18 protein-coding genes are annotated in these 19,740 nt (G+C 68.8%); 10 read left to right on the forward strand and 8 right to left on the reverse strand.

The features are described 5' to 3' along the window. Positions 1 to 258: 258 nt before the first annotated feature. Together BMW35_RS03800 and BMW35_RS03805 are read left to right on the forward strand one after the other, a co-directional pair. The gene (locus BMW35_RS03800) at positions 259 to 1,563 is read left to right on the forward strand and encodes a phospholipase C/P1 nuclease family protein (protein ID WP_089668069.1); all 1,305 of its coding nucleotides are present in this window, start codon (positions 259 to 261) and stop codon (positions 1,561 to 1,563) included. Between the two features lie 120 nt (positions 1,564 to 1,683). Next, positions 1,684 to 2,925 (forward strand): outer membrane protein assembly factor BamB family protein, encoded by a 1,242-nt coding sequence (locus BMW35_RS03805; RefSeq protein ID WP_177170765.1) that lies wholly within the window; start codon positions 1,684 to 1,686, stop codon positions 2,923 to 2,925. A gap of 63 nt (positions 2,926 to 2,988) precedes the next feature. Here the strand turns inward: BMW35_RS03805 and BMW35_RS03810 are convergent, their stop codons facing one another. Continuing rightward, on the reverse strand, positions 2,989 to 3,606 hold the full coding sequence (locus BMW35_RS03810) for a uracil-DNA glycosylase (protein WP_089668070.1): 618 nt from the start codon (positions 3,604 to 3,606) through the stop codon (positions 2,989 to 2,991). Positions 3,607 to 3,866: 260 nt separating this feature from the next. Here BMW35_RS03810 and BMW35_RS03815 point away from each other — a divergent pair, with 260 nt between their 5' ends. The 5 genes from BMW35_RS03815 (at position 3,867) to BMW35_RS03835 (ending at position 11,617) form a co-directional block, all read left to right on the forward strand. Beyond that, positions 3,867 to 6,821, forward strand: a complete 2,955-nt coding sequence (locus BMW35_RS03815) for a PKD domain-containing protein (RefSeq protein ID WP_089668071.1) — start codon at positions 3,867 to 3,869, stop codon at positions 6,819 to 6,821. 136 nt (positions 6,822 to 6,957) lie between these two features. Then, positions 6,958 to 8,592: an alkaline phosphatase family protein gene (locus BMW35_RS03820; RefSeq protein WP_245708129.1), complete on the forward strand. Its 1,635-nt coding sequence runs from the start codon at positions 6,958 to 6,960 to the stop codon at positions 8,590 to 8,592. Then, complete coding sequence (locus BMW35_RS03825; protein ID WP_089668072.1) at positions 8,589 to 9,584, forward strand: GNAT family N-acetyltransferase; 996 nt, start codon at positions 8,589 to 8,591, stop codon at positions 9,582 to 9,584. Before BMW35_RS03820 ends, BMW35_RS03825 begins: the two co-directional genes overlap by 4 nt. A gap of 48 nt (positions 9,585 to 9,632) precedes the next feature. Next, entirely contained in the window at positions 9,633 to 11,144 is a 1,512-nt protein-coding gene (locus BMW35_RS03830; RefSeq protein ID WP_089668073.1) for a cryptochrome/photolyase family protein, read from the forward strand. A 101-nt stretch (positions 11,145 to 11,245) separates the two neighbouring features. Continuing rightward, positions 11,246 to 11,617, forward strand: coding sequence for a winged helix-turn-helix transcriptional regulator (locus tag BMW35_RS03835; protein WP_089668074.1), 372 nt, complete (start codon positions 11,246 to 11,248; stop codon positions 11,615 to 11,617). A gap of 9 nt (positions 11,618 to 11,626) precedes the next feature. Here the strand turns inward: BMW35_RS03835 and BMW35_RS03840 are convergent, their stop codons facing one another. From BMW35_RS03840 to BMW35_RS03860, 5 genes are all read right to left on the reverse strand, one after another. After that, complete coding sequence (locus BMW35_RS03840; protein ID WP_089668075.1) at positions 11,627 to 11,917, reverse strand: MarR family transcriptional regulator; 291 nt, start codon at positions 11,915 to 11,917, stop codon at positions 11,627 to 11,629. 135 nt (positions 11,918 to 12,052) lie between these two features. Continuing rightward, positions 12,053 to 12,259 carry a heavy-metal-associated domain-containing protein gene (locus tag BMW35_RS03845; RefSeq protein ID WP_089668076.1) on the reverse strand — a complete coding sequence of 69 codons (207 nt, stop codon included), beginning with the start codon at positions 12,257 to 12,259 and terminating at the stop codon, positions 12,053 to 12,055. A gap of 295 nt (positions 12,260 to 12,554) precedes the next feature. After that, on the reverse strand, positions 12,555 to 15,128 hold the full coding sequence (locus BMW35_RS03850; RefSeq protein ID WP_089670340.1) for a heavy metal translocating P-type ATPase: 2,574 nt from the start codon (positions 15,126 to 15,128) through the stop codon (positions 12,555 to 12,557). Between the two features lie 100 nt (positions 15,129 to 15,228). Next, complete coding sequence (locus BMW35_RS03855) at positions 15,229 to 15,645, reverse strand: DUF4149 domain-containing protein (protein ID WP_089668077.1); 417 nt, start codon at positions 15,643 to 15,645, stop codon at positions 15,229 to 15,231. 25 nt (positions 15,646 to 15,670) lie between these two features. Next, entirely contained in the window at positions 15,671 to 16,291 is a 621-nt protein-coding gene (locus BMW35_RS03860; protein ID WP_177170766.1) for a DUF998 domain-containing protein, read from the reverse strand. Positions 16,292 to 16,413: 122 nt separating this feature from the next. Between BMW35_RS03860 and BMW35_RS03865 the strand changes: the two genes are divergently transcribed. After that, positions 16,414 to 17,073 carry an RAD55 family ATPase gene (locus tag BMW35_RS03865; protein ID WP_089668079.1) on the forward strand — a complete coding sequence of 220 codons (660 nt, stop codon included), beginning with the start codon at positions 16,414 to 16,416 and terminating at the stop codon, positions 17,071 to 17,073. A gap of 1 nt (position 17,074) precedes the next feature. Beyond that, on the forward strand, positions 17,075 to 17,434 hold the full coding sequence (locus BMW35_RS03870) for a VOC family protein (protein ID WP_089668080.1): 360 nt from the start codon (positions 17,075 to 17,077) through the stop codon (positions 17,432 to 17,434). Here BMW35_RS03870 and BMW35_RS03875 read toward each other — a convergent pair whose 3' ends face one another. Continuing rightward, positions 17,435 to 17,860: a GIY-YIG nuclease family protein gene (locus BMW35_RS03875; protein WP_089668081.1), complete on the reverse strand. Its 426-nt coding sequence runs from the start codon at positions 17,858 to 17,860 to the stop codon at positions 17,435 to 17,437. 252 nt (positions 17,861 to 18,112) lie between these two features. Then, a complete protein-coding gene (locus tag BMW35_RS03880) occupies positions 18,113 to 19,090 on the reverse strand; it encodes an aldo/keto reductase (protein ID WP_089668082.1) in 978 nt (325 codons plus the stop codon). A gap of 149 nt (positions 19,091 to 19,239) precedes the next feature. Between BMW35_RS03880 and BMW35_RS03885 the strand changes: the two genes are divergently transcribed. Beyond that, the gene (locus BMW35_RS03885) at positions 19,240 to 19,725 is read left to right on the forward strand and encodes a DUF3592 domain-containing protein (RefSeq protein ID WP_218138586.1); all 486 of its coding nucleotides are present in this window, start codon (positions 19,240 to 19,242) and stop codon (positions 19,723 to 19,725) included. The last annotated feature ends 15 nt before the right edge of the window (positions 19,726 to 19,740 follow it).

The raw sequence follows: 19,740 nt of genomic DNA on the forward strand, positions 1-19,740 counted from the left end.
CGCTCCAGAGAGGTGGTTAGACCCTCGGTCGCACTGCTTGGCCACTGGATTGAGTTCGTGAGGGGGCACGTCAAGAATCTCCGATATGTCGCCTACCGGACCTAATGGGAATCACTCACACATTTTCCGAACGCCCCGGCAGAAAACACACAATAGTAGTATATCTCTCTCAAAATTTTAGACACAGAATCTAACTAAACTATTTTTAAACATCCGTAGTTTTAACCACTCTCCGCATCATCTCCAAGTGCAGTTCGCATGACAGACCCAACTAGGCGGACGTTCCTGAAAGGCGTCGCGAGTAGTACGGCTATCGCGGGAATCCCGGCTGTCACCAGTGCGAGAACCGGACTGGCCGCGTCGGAGAACCTCCCCGAATCGCCGTTCGACTTCAAGTACCGAACGGTAGGCGACGACGTTCGGGAGGCTGTCGGACGGCACTGGTGGCTGCTCACGGTGGACCACGACAGAATCAACGAACTGCTGCGGAAAGCACCCGCGAGCGCGACCGAAACTCGACGAAAGCAGGCGACGCTGAAGGAGTTCCGCTCGACGTACGACGTCGAACTCGAACGCGACGAGCGAGACGAACGAGAACTCACGTACCACCTCACAGAACCAGAGGCTGCCTCGCTCTGGGAGACAGATGTCGGTCGAAGCGAACTAACAGAGGCAGAGAACGGCGGCGAAGCCGTCGGACGAATCGCGTCGAGTGCCGGGACCAGTCTCCAACAGGAGTTCGACACGCAGGTCGAACCGGCACACTCCGGGACCATTCACAAGAAGATGGCCGCGGCTGCAGTCCAAGGAACGGAACACGAAAACAAATCCGGCACGCTGAAAGACGGAGCCGTCGACCCCGACCAGTGGGATCAGAAGTGCCAGGTCTGTTCGGACGGCTGGCTGTACCTCGGCGACCGGTTCGACATAGTCGACATCTCCCTCAGTCTCGTCGAGGACGAAATTCGGAAGGCGATTCGGGACATCGACGATTCCGCGAGCCCGCATCACATGTACGTTCCGGGCGGAGAGAAGTTCCAAGCCGACGGAATCCTCGCCGCGTTCCTGCCCATCGGAATCGGCCTCCTGCAGGTCGAAGTCCACGGCGCGGCTCCCGACGACGCTCAGGCCCACTGGGAGAGCGCGACATCCGGGAGCACGGACTTCGAGGAGGTCGGACAGGCGTTCCACTTCCTCCAAGACGTGTCCCATCCCCTCCACACCGGCTCGATCGGGCCGCAGGTTCTGGACACGCAGGGCACGATTCACTTCGCGTACAAGCAGTTCATCGAGGACAACTGGAGCTCGGCCAACGACACGTCGAAGTCGTTCAGCCAGCGGTTCTCCGAGGGGATGAACAACCCCCAGTGGGACGGCTCAATGCAGGCGGCCTGTGAGACTGTCGCGGGCGACTCGACGAACTACTCCGACCAGGTCTACGAGACCATCGTCGAGAACGGTCCGAACAACCACGACGACTGGGACGACTTCGTCGAGAACTCCGCGTACTCCTGCATGTGGTTCGCGGGAGCGTACTCTCGCGGTGCTGTCAATAAACTGTAGTCGTACCGTCGTCTCGACGTGGACAGACCCCCCAGTATTTGGCGTGTCGGCGTGCCGTACCTGACGGTCGGCACGGGACTACGCCACAAAATATTCTACCGTAGTACTCGACGAATTATTATGGAAACTGCCCTCCACAGTCAAGTTGTGAACCGCAGACGAGTCCTGACTGCAGCGGCCGTCGGTGCGAGTTCTCTCGCGGGGTGTCTGTCGGTGTTTTCGTCGTCGAGGCGGGACAGACCCCTCCCAGAGACACCCACGGGAACGTGGCCACAGCACGGCGCGGACGGCGCGAACTCATTCGCGCCGAACGTGTCTGCGCCACCGCGTGGAAACGTGGCGTGGACGTCGAAGGCGTTCACCCGCTGGCGGCCCGTGGTCTCCGACGGTACGGTCTACCTGACGAATTTCGACCCGAGCAAAGACGGGAGTGTGTTCGCACTCGACGCGCAGGACGGCACCGAGCAGTGGCGAACCACCCTCGACGCGAGCGGAGAGAACGGGATGGCCCTCGTCGACGACCGGCTCGTCGTCGCCTACGACACGACGCTCGTCGCGCTCGACCGACAGAGTGGTGAGCGAATCTGGACCGAGACGACGAACGGCCTCAAGTTCTCGGAGTTGCTCGTCGCGGACGACGCCACCGGGACGATACTGCTCGCGTCCGAGGACGGCATCGAAGCGTTCGGGGCAGCGAACGGGGAGCAACACTGGGAGTCAGATGTGGTCCGCGGGCTCTCCCTTGCGCCGGCGGTGGCCGGCGAGCGCGTGTTCGCCGTCGGCGAGATCGACGGCGCGCCGAGCCTCGCCGCCATTTCGCTGGCCGACGGCTCCGAGCGCTGGCAGACCGAACTAACTGATCATCCCTGGTCCGTACCGCCCGTCGTGACCGAGAGTGGTGTAGTGGTCGACGACGACGGCACGCTCGTTGTCTACGACCCGGAGACGGGCGAGCGCCGCCGCGAACTCTTCACGTTCACGCACGAGAACGGGGTACACGATATCGTCGGGCTCGGTACCGCCAACGGGACGGTCTTCGCTGCCAGCTACGGCGGCGTCGTAGCGGTCGACGCTGAAACCGGCGCGGAGCAGTGGTACCGCGACCGTCCGGAGAGCAAATCGGAACTCTGCGTCGGATCCCAGACGGTCGTGCTCCCGCTCAGTGACCCCAGCTTCGCATCGAACCAGACGACAATCAGCGCGCTCGACCGCGAGACAGGGGAGATGCGCTGGTACTGGGACTTCGGCCGCAGCCCCAACGTAATCGTCCCGCCAGTCATGGTCGACGACGCCGTGTTCTTCACGGCCAGCGACATGGACAGCCTCGCTGTCCTGGGCGACGTGCCCCCGCTGGAGGACTGACGTTCCGCACTCGCCACCGCCTCCGGGCCGCCTCTGTCGAACGCGACCGGACTGGTCGTCACCCTACCGGACCGTGTACGGTTCGGGGCCGACGAGGAACCGCCCGAGGTCGGCTTCCCGCTGGTAGTCTGTCCCGAGCAAGCTCCGGAGCGCGTCGACGTAGTCGGCTTCCTGGTCGTCGCTCCAGCCGGCGGGGTCGAGGCAGGGGACGACGAGCCAGCCGCTGCCGTGGAGGTCCGTCGCGTGGATCTCGGAGAGCGTCACGTCGTCGGGCGCGATTGCGGTGTAGTTCGCGAGGACGTGGCGGGTCGCGCGCTCGCCGACCGGCAGCAGGACGTGGGCGGTGATGGCGCGCAGTTCCGCGTCGAAGAACGGCTCCATCTCCCGGTAGTCCTCGGGGGTCGGCTCGCCGTCGGGCACGCAGGCGTGGAGGTACGAGAAGAACACGCCCTCGGGGCCGTCCTCGTCGTCGAGGACGCCGCCGGCCCGCAGCGCCTCGCGGAGCCGGTCGCCCGCCGGCGAGTCGGTGAACGGGATGCCGGACTCGACACCGCCGTGGACGCCGGGGTGGTCGCCGACGACGTGCAGGTCGGCGTTCACGTCGCCGTACCCGGGGACGACGGCGTCGCAGGGCGGCCGCATGTCGAAGGGGTTGCTCGTTCGGTCCGTGACGTTCTGCACGCCACCGGGTAGGCGACTGGGCGGCTTAAGCGCCCCGAGACGCGACCCGTCGCCGTCCGACCTGTGGGCGACGGTCGAACGGCCGTTACACACTGGGTACCGGGCGACGACGAGTCGCGAGCGCCGTCGGGGCGCGGTTCCAGCCACGTCCTTACCGAGTCCCGTCGAGCTACCGACAGGGCCTTCGCACGCCCGAAATCGGGGCGAAGCAGTCGACAGCCGCTCTATAACAATAGCGCGCTCGGCGGTAGCGGGCCACAATGACCGGTCCAGAGACCAGTCGGCGGCGGGTACTCGCAGTCACGCTCGCGGCGGTCGTCACTGCGGGTGCCGTGGCCGCGGTTCCGGGGCTCGCACTGTTCGCGGGGTCCGCTGGCGCTGACGCGCCGGCGAGCGTCGCAGTCGCACAGGGCACGAACTGTCAGCCGGTCGAACCGGCGGGCGACGGCAGCGAGACCGTCGAGTCGTTCTACGACTACCGGAACCCGGAGACGCACAACGGGACGGGGAACGGGACGTACAGCTCGTGGGGGACCGACGCGTTCCAGGCGACGGCGCAGTCCTCGCTGTTCGTCTACGACGGCGCGAACGGGACGAGTCTCGTCGTCGTCCACGACGAGCGCGGCGTCGAGGACGGCGGCGGCACCATCACGTGGACGCTCACGGGGCTGCCGTCCGGCGGCGAACTCGCCGTTCAGGACGACTACTACGCGAACGGCACGCAGGACGACGACTTCGAGTACGAAGACGGCGACTCGACCGCCGACATCGACTGGAAGTACGGCCCGAACCGCACGGACGGCGCTGCGTTCCGGGGGCTCGACGGCGGGGACTTCGAGACCATCACCATCGACCCGGGGTACAACGAGGCGGCGGACTTCTGGGGCGAGTGGCCGTACTCGGGCGACGACGGCAACAGGACCGAGGGCTGGACGCTCCGGGGGACTGGCGGCGCGGTCGTCGCCGACCTCTCGCTCGACCAGCGGGTGTTCGTCCACCACGACGGCTGCGGGGCCGGCTCGCCGCCGTCGCCCGCCCTCGATGGTCCGGCGAACGCGAGCCCGGGGGAGACCGTGACCTTCGACGCGTCCGGGACGACCGACGCCGACGGCGACGTGGCGGGCTACGAGTGGGACTTCGACGGCGACGGTGACGCGGAGGCGACCACCGAGAGTCCGACTGTCACACACTCCTTCGACAGCGGTGGGACGAAGACGGTGAACGTCACGGCGTACGACGAGTACGCGAACCACGACAGCGCCGAGTTGGACGTGGCGGTCGTAGCGCCGCCGGATGCGTCGCTGTCGGTGCCCGACAGCGTCTCGCCGAACGAGACAGTGACGCTGGACGCGTCGAACTCCACCGACGACGACGGCATCGCCGAGTACCGCTGGGACGTCGACGGCGACGGGACAGTCGACCGGAACACCACCGGGCCGACGACCACCACGACCTACAACGAGACGGGCGAGTGGTCCGTGAGCGTGACCGTCGTGGACACCCAGACCGCGACCGACACGGCGACGGCGACCGTGGTCGTGGCTGCCGACCAGCCACCGACCGCGGCCCTGACTGCGCCCGCTGAGGCGGCGGTCGGCGAGTCTGTCACCTTCGACGCGTCGAACGCCAGCGACGACCGGGGTATCGCGGCCTACCAGTGGGACCTCGACGGCGACGGCGAGGTCGAGGACGCGACCGAACAGCCGACGGCGACCTACGCTTACGAGTCCCCGGGGAACTACACGGCGACGGTGACGGTCGTCGACGGGGCTGGGCAGACGGCGAACGCGAGCGCGCCGGTCACGGTCGTGGACGCGAACGACCCGCCGAACGCCTCGCTCTCCGTCCCGGCGAACGCGACCGTCGGCGAGCCCGTCGTCCTCGACGCGTCGAACTCTACCGACGACGACGGGGTCGTCGACTACCAGTGGGACCTCGACGGCGACGGAGCCGTCGACCGGAACACCACCGAGCCGACGACCACCACGAGCTACGACGAGGCGGGCACCTACGAGGCGTCCGTCGTGGTCGCCGACGCGGCCGGCGAGACCGGCGAGGCGACGGCGTCGCTGGCCGTCCAGCCGGCGAACGAGACGCCGACGCTCTCGGCCGCCATCGACGCGTCTGCGACCGAGGTCGAGACCGGGGAGTCGGTGACGTTCGACGGCACCGGGTCGACGCCCGCAGACACAGTCGACGACTACGAGTGGGCGTTCGACGACGGCGAGGCGGCGTCCGGAGGCGTCGTCGGCCACTCCTACGGCGCTGCCGGCACCTACACCGTCGAACTGACCGTCAGCGGGAACGACTCGGCGAACGAGACGCTGACGGACACCGCGACGCTGAATATCACCGTCTCCGAGCCAGACGACGGGAGCGGTGGCGGAGGTGGTGGTGGCGGTGGCGGAGGCGGTGGTGCAGGCGGCGGGGGTGGTGGTGGCGGTGCGGGCGGCGGAGGCGGAAGTGGCGGCGACCAGAGCAGTTCGGGCGACTACCGAGACGAGGCCGACGACCCAGAGCCGGAACCCGAGCCGGAGCCCGAGTTCGCGGTCGGCGAACTGAACGTCACGAACACCGACCTGCTCACCGGGGAGAACGCGACGTTCGCTGTCGGCGTCGCGAACACCGGGAACGGGTCGGGCACGACGAACGTGACGTTCACGCTCGACGGCGACGTGCTCGCGACGGAGACGGTCACGCTCGACGCGGGCGAGAACACGACTTTCAGCGTCTCTCACCGCTTCGAGACGGCGGGCGCGTACGAAGTCACCGCGGAGCGAGCGGGCCGCGTCGAGGTGGACGTGACGCCGGCCGACCCGCGGCTCGCCGTGACCGACGTTTCGGCGAGCGCGAGCGAAGTCGCGTCTGGCGACCGATTCCACGTCAACGCCACCGTGCGCAACGACGGCGGGAGTGTCGGCTCGATGGCCGTCGAACTGGCGCTATTCGGGGAGCGGGTCGGGGTCGAGAACGTGTCCGTGAAACCGGGAGAGACGCGCACAGTGTCGTTCACGCGCCGGCTCGTCGAACCCGGGACGTACACGGCGAGCGTCGCCGGGCAGAGCGTGACCGTCACTGTCGCGGGCGGCGACACGGCGACCACGAGCGAGACAGCGGACGCGCCCGCGACCGTGCCGGGGTTCACGCTGGAGGCGGCACTGGTCGCGGCGCTGATTGCGCTCGCCGGCGTCGCACTCGCGAGGCGCGACCAGTGACTGGGGCCGAGCCAGCGGGCCGGCCCCGTCTGGACCCGGTCGCCGGACCCGAGTCGATGGGCTGGCGTGGTTCGGGCCGGCGTAACGCCGGGCTAGTCACGTCGTAACAATCGTCCAGTACTGGATTGGAGGAGTCGTGAACAGACAGGACTCCCCCGGACTGCGGACGCTGCTCGTGGGGGTGGACGGCGCGTGTCTCCCGGTGGTCGAGCCGCTGGTGGACGCGGGCCGACTCCCGGTGCTCGGCGACCTCCTCGAACGCGGGGCGTCGGGCCGCCTGGAGTCACAGATTCCGCCCTGGACACCGAGCGCGTGGCCCTCCATGTACACGGGCACGAACCCCGGCAAGCACGGCGTCTTCGACTTCCTCGCGTTCGACGGCTACGACTGGGACGTGGTGAACCGCACCCGCGTCCGCCGGCCCGCGCTCTGGGAGCTGCTCTCGGAGCGCGGGCTGACGAGCGTGGTCGTGAACGTTCCCGTGACCGCGCCGCCGACGGAGTTCGACGGCGCGCTCGTCCCGGGCTACGTCGCGCCGGAGTCGCCGCCCACCCACCCGGACCGGCTCCTCGACGACCTCCGCGAGGCACTCGGCGACTACCGGGTGTACGCGCCGGACGGCGTCGACGGCGACGAGCAGGTCGCGTGGTACGAGCGCCTCACCGAGATGCGGGGCGCGGCGTTCCGACATCTCGCCGACCGCTTCGACCCCGAGTTCGGCTTCCTCCAGTTCCAGCAGACGGACACCGTCATCCACGAGCGCCCCAACGACGAGGACGCCCTGCGCGCCGTCTACGAGGCCGTCGACGAGGAACTCGGCGTGGTCCTCGACGCCTGCGACCCGGACACCGTGATTCTCGCCAGCGACCACGGCGTCGGCCCTTACGACCCCGCGGAGTTCCGCGTGAACGAGTACCTCCGCGAGACGGGGTTCGTGGAGACCACGCGCGGCGAGGGCGGGATGCCCTCGTGGACATCGCTGCACCGAGAGCGCGGCGACGAGGACGGCGACGTCGACACGGACCGCGGGCCGTCGCTGGGCGAGCGCCTGGTGGCGAGTGCGGCCTCGGTCGGGCTGACGAGCCAGCGCATCGGTCGCGTCCTCTCGGCGCTCGGACTCGACGACCTCGTGCTCCGGGTCGTCTCCACGGAGACGGTGCGAGCGGGCACCGAGCGCGTCGACTTCGCAGCCTCCACGGCCTACATGCGCTCGCGGACGGAACTCGGCGTCCGCATCAATCTCCGGGGCCGCGAGCCCGACGGCACGGTCCCGCCGGCGGAGTACGACCGGGTCCGGGACGCGCTCGTCGCGGAGCTCCGGGCCGCCCGCACGCCAGACGGCGACCCGGTGTTCTCGGCCGTCGAACCCCGGGAGGCGGTCTTCGACGGACCCCACGTCGAGGACGCCGCCGACGTGCTCGTGGTGCCGGACGGCTTCGACACCTACCTCACGGCATCGCTGCGCGGCGACACCTTCGGGCCGGCCGCCGAATCCTGGAACCACAAGCGCCACGGCCTCGTCGCGGCGGCCGGCGACGCCGTGGACCCGGACGCCGACCTCGCCGACGCCCACCTCTTCGACGTCGCACCGACCGTCCTCTCGGCGCTCGGCGTCCCGCCCAGCACCGAGATGGACGGCGACCCGCTGCCCGTCGTCGACGCCGTGCCGCCCGCGGACTACGGCGACTACGACGACGGCCCGACCGAACGCACGGACGACCGGCGAGTCGAAGCACGCCTCGCCAACCTCGGCTACCTCGACGACACATGAGCCTCGACATCCGCACCATCGACGACGAGCAGTACAACGACATCGTGACGGCTGCGCCGGCGGCGACGCCGTTCCACCGCTCGGACGCCCTCGACGTGTTCGCCGACTACGCCGACGCCGACCTCCACCGGCTCGTCGGCTTCAAGGGCCAGGAGCCGGTCGGCGCGCTTCCCGTCTTCGAACTGACGAAGGGGCCGGCAACGGTGGCCGCCTCGCCGCCACCCGGGCTCAAACTCCCCTACCTCGGTCCGGTGACGGTGAACACGGGGAAGCTCAAACGCCGGAAGCGCGACCGCCGCCACCGGCGGTTCGTCGACGCCGCCCTCGACTGGGTCGACCGCGAGCTGTCCCCGGGGCTGGTCAACATCCGGACGGCGGTCGGCTACGACGACGTCCGGCCGTACCAGTGGCGGGACTACGAGGTCGTCCCCCGGTACACGTACCTCGTCGACCTCGACACCACGCCCGACGACCTGCTCTCGCGGTTCAGCTCCGACCTCCGGAAGCGCGTCCGCGACGAGTACGACACCAGCTACGAGGTCGAAGAGGGCGGCCCCGGTGCAATCGACAACATCGTCGAGCTCACCCGTGAACGCCACCGCGAGCAGGGCGAGTCGTTCCCCATCGACGCGGCGTTCGTGCGCGACCTCGCCGACGCGCTCCCGCCGGGCGCAATCCGGCCGTACGTCTGTCGGGTCGACGGCGAGGTCGTCGGCGGGCTCGTGGACGTGGAGAGCGACACCTGCGCCGGCGCGTGGATTGCCAGCGGGAAGGTCGACGCGCCGGTGCCCGTCAACGACCTCCTCGAGTGGCAGGTCTGCGTCGACGGCATCGACCGCGGACTGGAGAGTCTGGACCTGATGGGGGCGAACCACGAACGCATCTACACGTACAAGGCGAAGTTCGCGCCGGACCTCGTCCCGTACTTCACGGTCAAGAAGGGGTCGGTCGGCATGAACACCGTGGCGAAAGTCTACCAGAAGCTGCGGTGACGCGACGGCGACAGTAGCTCTTTGGCGCTGCCGTCCCTGAGTCTACGTGTGACTACTGTCTGGGTACTCGGGGACCAGCTCTCGCGCCGGCGCGGCCCGCTCGCGGCCGACCCCGACCGGGTCCTGATGGTCGAGGCCGCCGAGTTCGCGCGCCGCCGCCGCTACCACCCCCAGAAGCTCGTGCTCGTGTTCGCGGCGATGCGACACCGCCGGGACGACCTCCGGGCGGACGGCGTCGAGGTCGTCTACGAGCGCGCCGAGACGTTCGCGGACGGACTGGACGCGTACTTCGAGCAGTACCCCGGCGACGACCTCGTCGTGCAGCGGCCGGCGAGCCACGGCGCGGCCGACCGCCTCCGACGACTCGTCGAGGACCGCGGCGGCAGCCTCGACGTCGTCCCGAACGCGAACTTCCTGTGCTCGCCCGCGCAGTTCGACGACTGGCAGGGGACGGAGCCGCCGTTCGACCACGAGTCGTTCTACCGCGAGATGCGCCGGGAGACCGGCTACCTCGTCGACGAGGACGGGAATCCGGAGGGCGGTGAGTGGAACTACGACGACCAGAATCGAGAGACCCCGCCGGCCGACTACGAGTCCCCGCCCGTCCCCTCGTTCGAGGATGGCGACCACGTCCCCGCGCTCCGCGAGTGGGTCGCCGACGAGTTCGACACCTGGGGCGACCCGACCGGCTTCGACTGGCCGGTGACCCGCGGGCAGGCCGAGCGCGCGCTCGACGACTTCCTGACCCACCGGCTCCCGGCGTTCGGCCCCTACGAGGACGCCGTGCTCGCCGACGACTGGCACCTCGAACACAGCCTGCTCTCGTCGGCGCTGAACGTCGGGCTGCTCGACCCCGACGAGGTCGTCGAAGCAGCCATCGAGGCGTACCGGGCGCGCGACGACGTGCCCCTGAACTCCGTGGAGGGCTTCGTCCGCCAGATACTCGGCTGGCGGGAGTTCATGCGGCACGTCTACCGGCTGGAGATGCCCGAGCTCGCGTCGGCCAACCAGCTCGGCGCGGACCGCGACCTCCCGGCGCTGTACTGGGACGCCGACGCGACCGACATGGCGTGTCTGTCCTCGGCGGTCGGCCGCGTCTACGACCGCGGCTACGCCCACCACATCGAGCGCCTGATGCTGCTGTCGAACTTCGCGCTCACGTACGGAGCCAGCCCGCAGGCGCTGAACGACTGGTTCCACGGCGGCTTCGTGGACGCCTACCACTGGGTCGTCACCCCGAACGTCGTGGGCATGGGCGTCTTCGGCACGGACGCCTTCACCACGAAGCCGTACGCGTCGTCCGCGAACTACGTCGACCGCATGACTGACCACTGCGCGGACTGCGCGTTCGACCCCGACGCCACCGTCGGCGAGCGCGCGTGCCCGTTCAACAGCCTCTACTGGGACTTCCTCGCGACCCACGAGGACCGCCTCCGGTCGAACCACCGGATGGGGCTCGTCTACTCGCACCTCGACGACAAACGCGACGCGGGCGACCTCGCCGCCATCCGGGAGCGCGCCCGCCACGTCCGGCGACGAGCGGCCGCCGGCGACCTCTGAGCGGCCTCGTTCGTCCGAATCCGGTTCTGGATGGGGCGTTACGCGACCGTAACCGAGTAGGGTCAGGTAGCCTTAACACGGCAGCGTCCCTACCCGGAGACATGGCAGACACGGAGCAGCTGCCGGCCTGGTGTCCCGGCGATGGCTGGTGTTCCATCACGTCGACGGCAGCGCTGGTCGGGAAGAAGTGGCACCCAGTCATCATCCATCGCCTCCTCAGTGAGGGACCGCTCGGATTCAACGCCCTCCAGGAGGAGGTCGACGGCATCTCCAGCAAGGTGCTCTCCGAGAGCCTCGACGACCTCGAAGACAAACGCATCGTCTCCCGCACCATCGTCAGCGAGAAGCCGGTGCGCGTCGAGTACGCGCTCACCGAACTCGGCGAGTCGCTGGAGCCGGTGGTGATGTCGATGGCGGAGTGGGGTCAGAAACACCTCGACCCCGTCGACGAAGAAGCCGCGTCGGTCGTCTAGACGAAGCCGCTAGTCGAGAACCGCTTCCGCTTCGGCCGCCTCGGCCTCGGCTTCCGCCTCGCTGTCCGACTCCTCGACTTTCAGCCGGTAGAGGTTCTGCCGCGCGTCGGGGATGTAGATGTCTTTCTCGACCACGTCGGCCTCCTGGAGGCGGTCGAGGGCGTCACGCACCGTACGCTGGGACAACCGGGAGTTCTCCACGATCTGTTTCTGCGTGAGCCCGCCGTTGTACTCCAGCACCTTCAGTACGAGTTTCGCGCTCGGCGGCAGGTCCTGGACGATGTCGTCGGTCGAGGTCATTCGTTCTTTGAAAGGGACGCCGTCCCCTTAGGCACTCGGTAACGCCGGTGTGAGGGGGTTACTACTGGGTAACCGGGTGACGGAGCGCCGCGGCACGCACGCGTCGAGCGCGCCGCCGCGAGAAGAACCGAACCCTCAGACGTCGGCCGATTCCGCGCTGTAGCCCGCGAGTTCGACGCTCCGGAGGAGTTCCTCCGTGTCCGCGTCGCCCTCGATGGTTGCCTCGCCCGCTTCGTGGTCCGCGTCGACGTCCGAGACGCCGCTCACGTCGCTGAGCGCGCTCTCGACGATGTCCTCGCAGCCGTCACAGCCCATCCCGTCGATGGAGAGAGTCTTCGACATGCTATCGGCGCTACTCGGTCGACTGATTAGGGTCTTGCGGCTTGCAGCGAGTGGAGGGGCCGGAGCGTGCGGCGAGGAACAGCGACTCGACTCATACCAGCGAAAGCCCTCGGCGTTCTCGACTCGTCGTTTCAGTCCACCGGAAATCGGAGATTTCCGAGGTCTGGAGAGAGCTTCGCTCTCTCGGCGACCGCCAGGGCACCTGCTGGTCAGTTCGCTGAAGCACGCCCTGCGTCAGGCTCGCCGAATCAGAGTCCAGAAAAACGGGAGTGGGTACGGGAGAACGGCAGCCGACTTACCGACCGAACAGCTTGTAGTCCTCGTCCGGGGTGTACCTGCGGAACAGCAAGCTGTTCGTGAGCACGCTGACGCTAGAGACAGCCATCGCACCGGCCGCCAGCACGGGCTGCAGCAGCCCGAGGGAGGCCAGCGGAATCATCGCGGTGTTGTAGCCGAGCGCCCAGAAGAGGTTCTGCTTGATCTTCGCGAGCGTCCCCTCGCCGACGCGGACGGCCTTCACCACGTCGTAGGGGTCGTCCCGCATCAGGGTGACGTCGGCGGCCTCGATGGCGACGTCCGTGCCGGAGCCGATGGCGACGCCGACGTGGGCGGCGGCGAGCGCGGGCGCGTCGTTCACGCCGTCCCCGACCATCATCGCCTCGGCTCCGGACTGCTGGATGGCGTCGACGGCGTCGGCCTTCTCGTCCGGCAGCACGCTCGCGCGGACGTTCTCGGGGTCGACACCGACCTCTTCGGCGACGGCGCGCGCGGTGCGCTCGTTGTCGCCGGTAATCATGTGGACAGCGAGCCCGCGCTCCCGGAGTTCGCTCACGGCGCGCTTCGCGGAGTCCTTGACGGTGTCCGCGTCCGCGACGACGCCGACGACCCGGCCGTCGACGGCGACCAGCATCGCGGTCTTCCCCTCGCGTTCGAGGCGCTCCATCGCGTCGTCGGCGGGCGCGGGGTCGACGCCCTCGCCGTCGAGGAGCGCGCGGTTCCCGACGAGCACCTCGCGGCCGTCGACGGACGCCTGAATGCCCTTCCCGGGGACGTTCTCGAAGTCGTCGACCTCGGGAACGTCGAGGCCCCGTGCCTCGGAACCCGAGACGATGGCCTCGCCGAGCGGGTGTTCGCTGTTGGCCTCCGCGGCGGCGGCCAGCCGCAGGACGAACGACTCGTCGACGGTCTGCTCGACGGTGCCACCGTCGGGCGTGGCGTCTCCGTCGACGACTTCGACGTCGGTGAGCTCCATCTCACCGGTAGTCAGGGTGCCCGTCTTGTCGAAGACGACGGCGTCGACCTCGGTGACGCGTTCGAGGATGTCACCGCCCTCGAACAGCACGCCGTGGTTCGCGCCGATGCTCGTGCCGACCATCGTCGCCGCCGGCGTTGCGAGCCCGAGCGCACAGGGACACGCGATGAGCACGGCCGACGCGAACACGACGACGCCGAACTCGAAGGCACCGACGGCCGCGGGGCCACCGCCGACGAGCCCCCACAGCGGGAACGCGGCGACCACGTCTGCGAGCACGCCGGGCGCGAGGAACCAGACGACGCCCCAGAGGACGGCGTTCGCGATGACCGCCGGAACGAAGTACGAACTGATGCGGTCCGCGAGGTTCTGAATGTCGGGCTGCCGGGACTGGGCCTCCCGGACGGTGTCGACGATCTGCTGGATGGCGGTGTCCGAACCGACCTTCGTCGCCTGCACGACCAGCACCCCGTTCTCGTTGATGGTGGAGCCGACGACCTCGTCGCCGGGCTCTTTCGAGACCGGGACGGACTCCCCGGTGACCATCGACTCGTCGACGGCGGACTCGCCGGAGACGACGACGCCGTCGGTCGGAATCTGCTCGCCGGGCTTGACCTTCAGGCGGTCGCCGACCTCGACCTCGGAGACGGAGACCTCGCGCTCCCCGCCGTCGTCGCCGACGATGCGCGCGGTGTCGGCTTCCATCTCCAAGAGCTCCCGGAGCGCGTCGCTGGCCTGCCCCTTCGAGCGGGCTTCGAGGTAGTTCCCGAGCGTGATGAACACGAGGATGAGCGCGGCCGTGTCGAAGTAGAGGCCGGCGTTCGGGAGGATGCCGAGGAGCGCGACGATGGAGTAGACGTACGCGGTCGTCGACCCCAGCGCGATGAGCACGTCCATGTTCGCGGTCCGGTTCTTCACGAGCGCCGTGTAGGAGTTCACGAGGAAGACGCGGCCGAGCACGACGTAGACTGGCGTCGCGAGGGCGAACTCCACCCAGCCGAACGCGACCTCGACGCCGCCGAGCGCGAGCGTCTCCGGGAAGGTGCTGCCGCCGAGCAGGAACGTGTCGGCGACGAACAGCAGCATCGGCGCGGACAGCAGCGCGCCGAACAGCGTGCGGTTGCGCTCCCGGCGGATGTCGGCCTGCCGGGCCTCGTCGGCTGCGCTCCGGTCGGCGTCCCGGTCCTCGCCGCCCGTGTCCCGCACCGGCTCGTAGCCGGCGTTCTCGATGGCGTCGTAGGCCGCCTCGCGGTCGAAGGCTCCGGGGCTGTACGTGACGTGGGCCTCGTCGGTGGCGAAGTTCGCGGCCACGTCGACGACGCCGGGCACGTCGTGGAGGGCGTCCTCGACCGTTCCCGAGCAGTTCGCGCACGTCATCCCCTGAATGGGAATGGTGGTCTCGGCGGTCACCGGGTCGTAGCCAGCGTCCTCGACCGCCCCGTAGACGGCGGCGAGGTCCGTCCGGTCGGGGTCGTAGGTGACCGACGCGCCGTCCGTCGCGTAGTTCGCGTCGGCGTCGCTGACCCCGTCGAGGCCGAGGACGGCGTCCTCGACGGTGCCCGCGCAGTTCGCACAGGTCATCCCGCCGACGTCGATGCGGACTGTCCGTTCTGTCATTGTGTGTACGTAGGGCATCCCCGTTCAAGCGGTTTCTCCCTTCGAACGTTCGGAAAACAGCGACCGGTTCTTTGGAATCCGAAGCGAATCTCGGAGTTCGCTAGGCCAGCACCGAGACGAACGCGACGGCGACGCCGGTCAGCGTGACGAGGTTCAGCGCGACGGACTGCTTGTGGTACTGCGCGAACGCGTCCGAGCCCGCGGCCTCCATCTTCGGCACGAGCACGTACCGGGCGTAGATGTTCGCTGCGGCCCCCATGAAGACGCCGGCGTCGGCCGCCAGCGGCGGCTCGGTGGTGCCAAACGCCAGCGGCCCGACAATCCAGGCGGCGAGGGCGACGGCCGCCATCGCAACCCCGAACACGTAGTACCGGGGGAAGACGACGTTGACCGCGTCGCCCGCTCGCTCGCTGCCGAGTTCGGAGAACAGCGCCGGCGCGGCGACGAACGAGAAGAAGACGATGCTCCCGAGCCAGACTCCGAGCGCGCCCGTGACGAGGGTGTCGGCGACGGTCACGGTCCAGCATTGGAGCGCGCCCCCGTCAACGTTCGGGGTTCCCGCCCGCCCGTCGGCCGCTCGCCTGCGAGCGACCGCGCGCCGTCGCGACCACCCACGCCGCCAGCAGCAGCGAGCCGCCGACCTCCGGCAGTGCGAGGCCGCTGACGCCGGCTGCGAAGCCGACGACACCCCAGACCAGCCACATCGTCACGTGGCCGAGCGCCCCCCAGATGCCGGCGAGCGCCCGCCGCGCCGACCCGGCGACGGCGGCGTCGCTCGCGTCGAGCGCGAGCGTGTACGTGAGACCGAGGTAGGTACCGACCGCGACCGGGTAGTGGAGGTCGGTATCGCTCGGGAACAGCCCGACACCCGCCATGCACGCGCCGGTGACAGCGAACCCCGCGGCGGTCAGCACCCCGAATCTGGAGGTCGCCGTGGCCGCCAGCCACCACGCGAACGGCAACGCGAGGACGCCAGCGGCGACGAGCGAGTAGTTGAACAGCCCGGCCGTGAGACCGCCCGCGACGCCGAGGTCCGAGAGGTCGTTCGCCGTCCACGAGAACCAGGGCGCTGACGCGACAGCCGCGAGAATTCCCGCGAACGAGACGACGACGGCTGCGACACCGGACGCACGCGCGCTCCGTTCCAGTGTGTACGTTGTCACACCACGTCCGTCGGAACGTCGCCGGAAAACCGTGCGGTTCCGTCGCCGTCCCGCCCACACTTATGTGCCTCCGGTTCGGACAGATGGACAGCGCCGGATACAGTGTTCGGCGGGGGTTTCACATGCCGTACGACGTCACGGGAGTGCTACCGGACGCGCTCTGTCGGGAGTTCGACCACGGAACGAATCTCCTGTTGAGCGGGCCGGCAATGTCGGGCAAGCGAACCACGCTCCTCGACCTGGTCGCGCGCGGCGAGCGCGACGCTGAGGGGTCAGTGTTAGTGACCTCCAGGGACCCCGCCGAGGAAATCGTCGACGAGTACGAGCAGTCACTCGCCGGACCGAGTTCGTTCCTCCACGTCGTCGACTGCGTGAGCACGCAGTCCGGCTCGGCGACGGCCGCACAGGGCGTCCACCACGTCTCCTCGCCGGGCGACCTGACGGGCATCGGCATCGAGTTCTCGGGCGTCGCCGAAGCGGCCGCCGAGGCGGGCGTCGACCGGCTCCGCGTGGGGTTCGATTCGCTCTCGCCGCTGTTGATGTACGTCGACATCCAGCGGCTGTTCCGGTTCCTGCACGTGTTCACGAGCCAGATACAGAGCCAGGACTGGCTGGGCGTGTTCTCCGTCGACCCGGAGAGCCACGACGCCCAGACGGTCAACACCATCAGCCAGCTGTTCGACGGCATCCTCGAAGTCCGGGTTCCCGACGACGGCGGGCAGGAAGCCCGGCTCCGGGGCGTCACCGACACACCGACCGAGTGGGTGCCACTGGAGGAGTAGCGTGAGCGGCATCGTCTTCTTCCGGACGGCAGCGCGGGACCGCGTCGTCGAGTTCTACCGCGAGCGCCTCGGGTTCGAAGTGTGGCTCGAACAGGACGGCGGCTGCACGATTCTCCGCCACGACGACCTCAAACTCGGGTTCTGCGACGCGGCGAGCGAGGACGACGTGGACACGGACGGCATCGTCACCGTCTACTACGACACCCGCGCCGCGGTCGACGAGCGACACGACGACCTCGCGGACGTGGCGACCGGCGGCCCCCGGGAGAACGAGGACTACGACATCTACCAGTTCTTCGCCGCGGACCCCGAGGGCCGGACGCTGGAGGTCCAGACGTTCCTGCACGACCTCCCGGAGTAGTCAGGCGTCGGGCCAGCGTCTACCGTGGCAGTCGCGGAGTGTCTCCGCGAGGACGACTCGGTCGGCCGCGTACGCGAGGTGCGTCTCGCAGTCGCAGTCCGACGCGCCCAGCCCCGCAACCGGCTCCGACTCGTCGGCGAGCCGGCGGGCCGTCTCGCACTCGATGTCCTCGTTCTCGGTGACGTAGACGGCGTCGACGCTCGCCTCGGGGTGGCCCAGCAGGTAGTCGACGTGCCAGTGGCGGGCGTCGCGCTCGCCGGCAGCGAGGTCTCGGTGTCGCGTCACGCGCTTCAGGCCGCCCGCGCCGAACGCCGAGCCCGTGTAGGCGTACCAGCCAGTGTCGAGGTCGTAGGAGCCGGCTGCGCCGAACTCGACGGTGGCCGGTTCGGGCAGCGAGACGAGGAGGGTGTAGGTGCCCGGCTGCATGTCGGGAGGTGGTCGTGCAACCGGATTCGGTCTTGTGGTTCCGGACCGGACGGGAGCCGGGTCAGGAACGCAGGTAGTCGCCGAGGGCGTTCGAGAGGTTGTAGACGGTGTACAGTCCGTACAGCACGACTACGGCGGACACGACGAGCAGCAGCGCCCACTCCGCGGTCAATCCCATACCGGGCCGACGTGTCGGCTTCGTGAATGCTTTTCGGCGACGCGAGGGAGCGAGTGCAGCCCTCGATGCAGACCCTACTCGTGGCCGGAGACGGGCACCGGCTCGTAGGGTTCTTCGAGGTAGTCGATGTCCGAGTCGGAGAGACTGATTTCGAGCGCTTCGACGGCCTGTTCGAGGTGTTCGACGCTGGTCGTGCCGACGATGGGCGCGTCCACGGTGTCCTTGTGGAACAGCCACGAGAGCGCGATTTGCGCCATCTCCACGCCCTTCTCGGCGGCGAGTTCCTGCACGCGCTCGTTGATTTCCCGCCCGCCGCCCTCGGTGTAGGGGTGGCGGTACATGTGTTCCTCCGTGTCGCCCCGCGTGGTCGCGTCGATGTCCTCGTGGGGCCGGGTGAGGTAGCCGCGGGCGAGCGGCGACCACGGGATGACGCCGACGCCCTGATTCTGGCAGAGCGGGAGCATCTCGCGTTCCTCCTCCCGGTAGACGAGGTTGTAGTGGTTCTGCATCGTGGCGAATCGCTCGTAGCCCTCACGGTCGCTCGTGTGGAGGGCGTCGGCGAACTGGCGGGCCCACTGCGAGGACGTGCCGACGTACCGGACGTCGCCCCGGCGGACGGCGTCGGTGAGCGCCGACAGCGTCTCGTCGATGGGGGTGTCGTAGTCCCAGCGGTGGGTCTGGTAGAGGTCGATGGTGTCCATGCCGAGGCGGTCCAGCGAGTTCTGTAGCTCCTGCTCGATGGACTTCCGGGAGAGCCCGCCGGAGTTCGGGTCGTCTTCGTTCATCTGGAAGTACCCCTTCGTGGCGACGACCTGCTCGTCGCGGTCGTAGTCCGCGAGGACGTTCCCGAGGACGCGCTCGCTCTCGCCCCCGGAGTACATGTTCGCGGTGTCGAAGAAGTTCACCCCGAGGTCGATGGCGCGCTCGATGATGGGGCGGGCCTCGTCCTCGTCGAGCACCCACGGACGCCAGCCCGACGAGCCGAAGCTCATGCAGCCCAGACAGATTTTCGAGACCTCCATCCCGGTGTTGCCGAGTGTCGTGTACTCCATGCGAGAGTGGTCGGCGGCCGGTGTCATAGTCGTTGGCTAGCCGGAACCACGGCGTCGCGGCCGACCGAAGCGCGGCTCGCAGCCCGGCGCGGACCAAGTCACAGCGAAGCGTCGCCACGGTTAACAGGCGAGGCACGCACGGTGGCGACGTGTCCCCGAGAATCAACATCGGCAGCGGCGACGGCAACTCCTCCCGCGGCGTCCTCGTGTTCCTCGTCATCAGCGTCGCAATCGCCGGGTACGGCGGCTACGACTACCTCCAGCAGTCGGAGGCCGTCCGGAACGCCGTCGAGGTCGACGCGACCGTCGTCGAGACCGGCGTCGACACCGAGTCGGGCCGACGCGGGCGCGTCGACTACCGCCCGACGGCGACCTTCGAGTATAGCCACGACGGCGAGACGTACACCGGGAACTCGGTGTTCCCGGGGTCGGTGACGCCGACCTACGACACCGAGTCGGCGGCACGCGACGTAGTCGCCGACTACGAGCCGGGCGATACAGTGACGGCGTACGTCGACCCCGCGAGCCCCGGCAGCGCCTTCCTGAAGAACCAGCAGACGGACACCCCGGTGAAGCTCGCCGCAATCGGGCTGGTGGGCGTCCTCCTGACTGCTATCAAGTACGTCCGGTCGTGACGGGGCCGAGAGCGG

The organism is Halobacterium jilantaiense, assembly GCF_900110535.1.
Classification (GTDB): Archaea; Halobacteriota; Halobacteria; order Halobacteriales; family Halobacteriaceae; genus Halobacterium; species Halobacterium jilantaiense.

Bases quoted from the DNA above. Each gene is read 5' to 3' on its own strand.
- BMW35_RS03800 (WP_089668069.1), top strand. From the start codon at position 259: ATGACAGACCCAACTAGGCGGACGTTCCTGAAAGGCGTCGCGAGTAGT.
- BMW35_RS03805 (WP_177170765.1), top strand. From the start codon at position 1,684: ATGGAAACTGCCCTCCACAGTCAAGTTGTGAACCGCAGACGAGTCCTG.
- BMW35_RS03815 (WP_089668071.1), top strand. From the start codon at position 3,867: ATGACCGGTCCAGAGACCAGTCGGCGGCGGGTACTCGCAGTCACGCTC.
- BMW35_RS03825 (WP_089668072.1), top strand. From the start codon at position 8,589: ATGAGCCTCGACATCCGCACCATCGACGACGAGCAGTACAACGACATC.
- BMW35_RS03835 (WP_089668074.1), top strand. From the start codon at position 11,246: ATGGCAGACACGGAGCAGCTGCCGGCCTGGTGTCCCGGCGATGGCTGG.
- BMW35_RS03840 (WP_089668075.1), bottom strand. From the start codon at position 11,917: ATGACCTCGACCGACGACATCGTCCAGGACCTGCCGCCGAGCGCGAAA.
- BMW35_RS03845 (WP_089668076.1), bottom strand. From the start codon at position 12,259: ATGTCGAAGACTCTCTCCATCGACGGGATGGGCTGTGACGGCTGCGAG.
- BMW35_RS03850 (WP_089670340.1), bottom strand. From the start codon at position 15,128: ATGACAGAACGGACAGTCCGCATCGACGTCGGCGGGATGACCTGTGCG.
- BMW35_RS03865 (WP_089668079.1), top strand. From the start codon at position 16,414: ATGCCGTACGACGTCACGGGAGTGCTACCGGACGCGCTCTGTCGGGAG.
- BMW35_RS03875 (WP_089668081.1), bottom strand. From the start codon at position 17,860: ATGCAGCCGGGCACCTACACCCTCCTCGTCTCGCTGCCCGAACCGGCC.
- BMW35_RS03880 (WP_089668082.1), bottom strand. From the start codon at position 19,090: ATGGAGTACACGACACTCGGCAACACCGGGATGGAGGTCTCGAAAATC.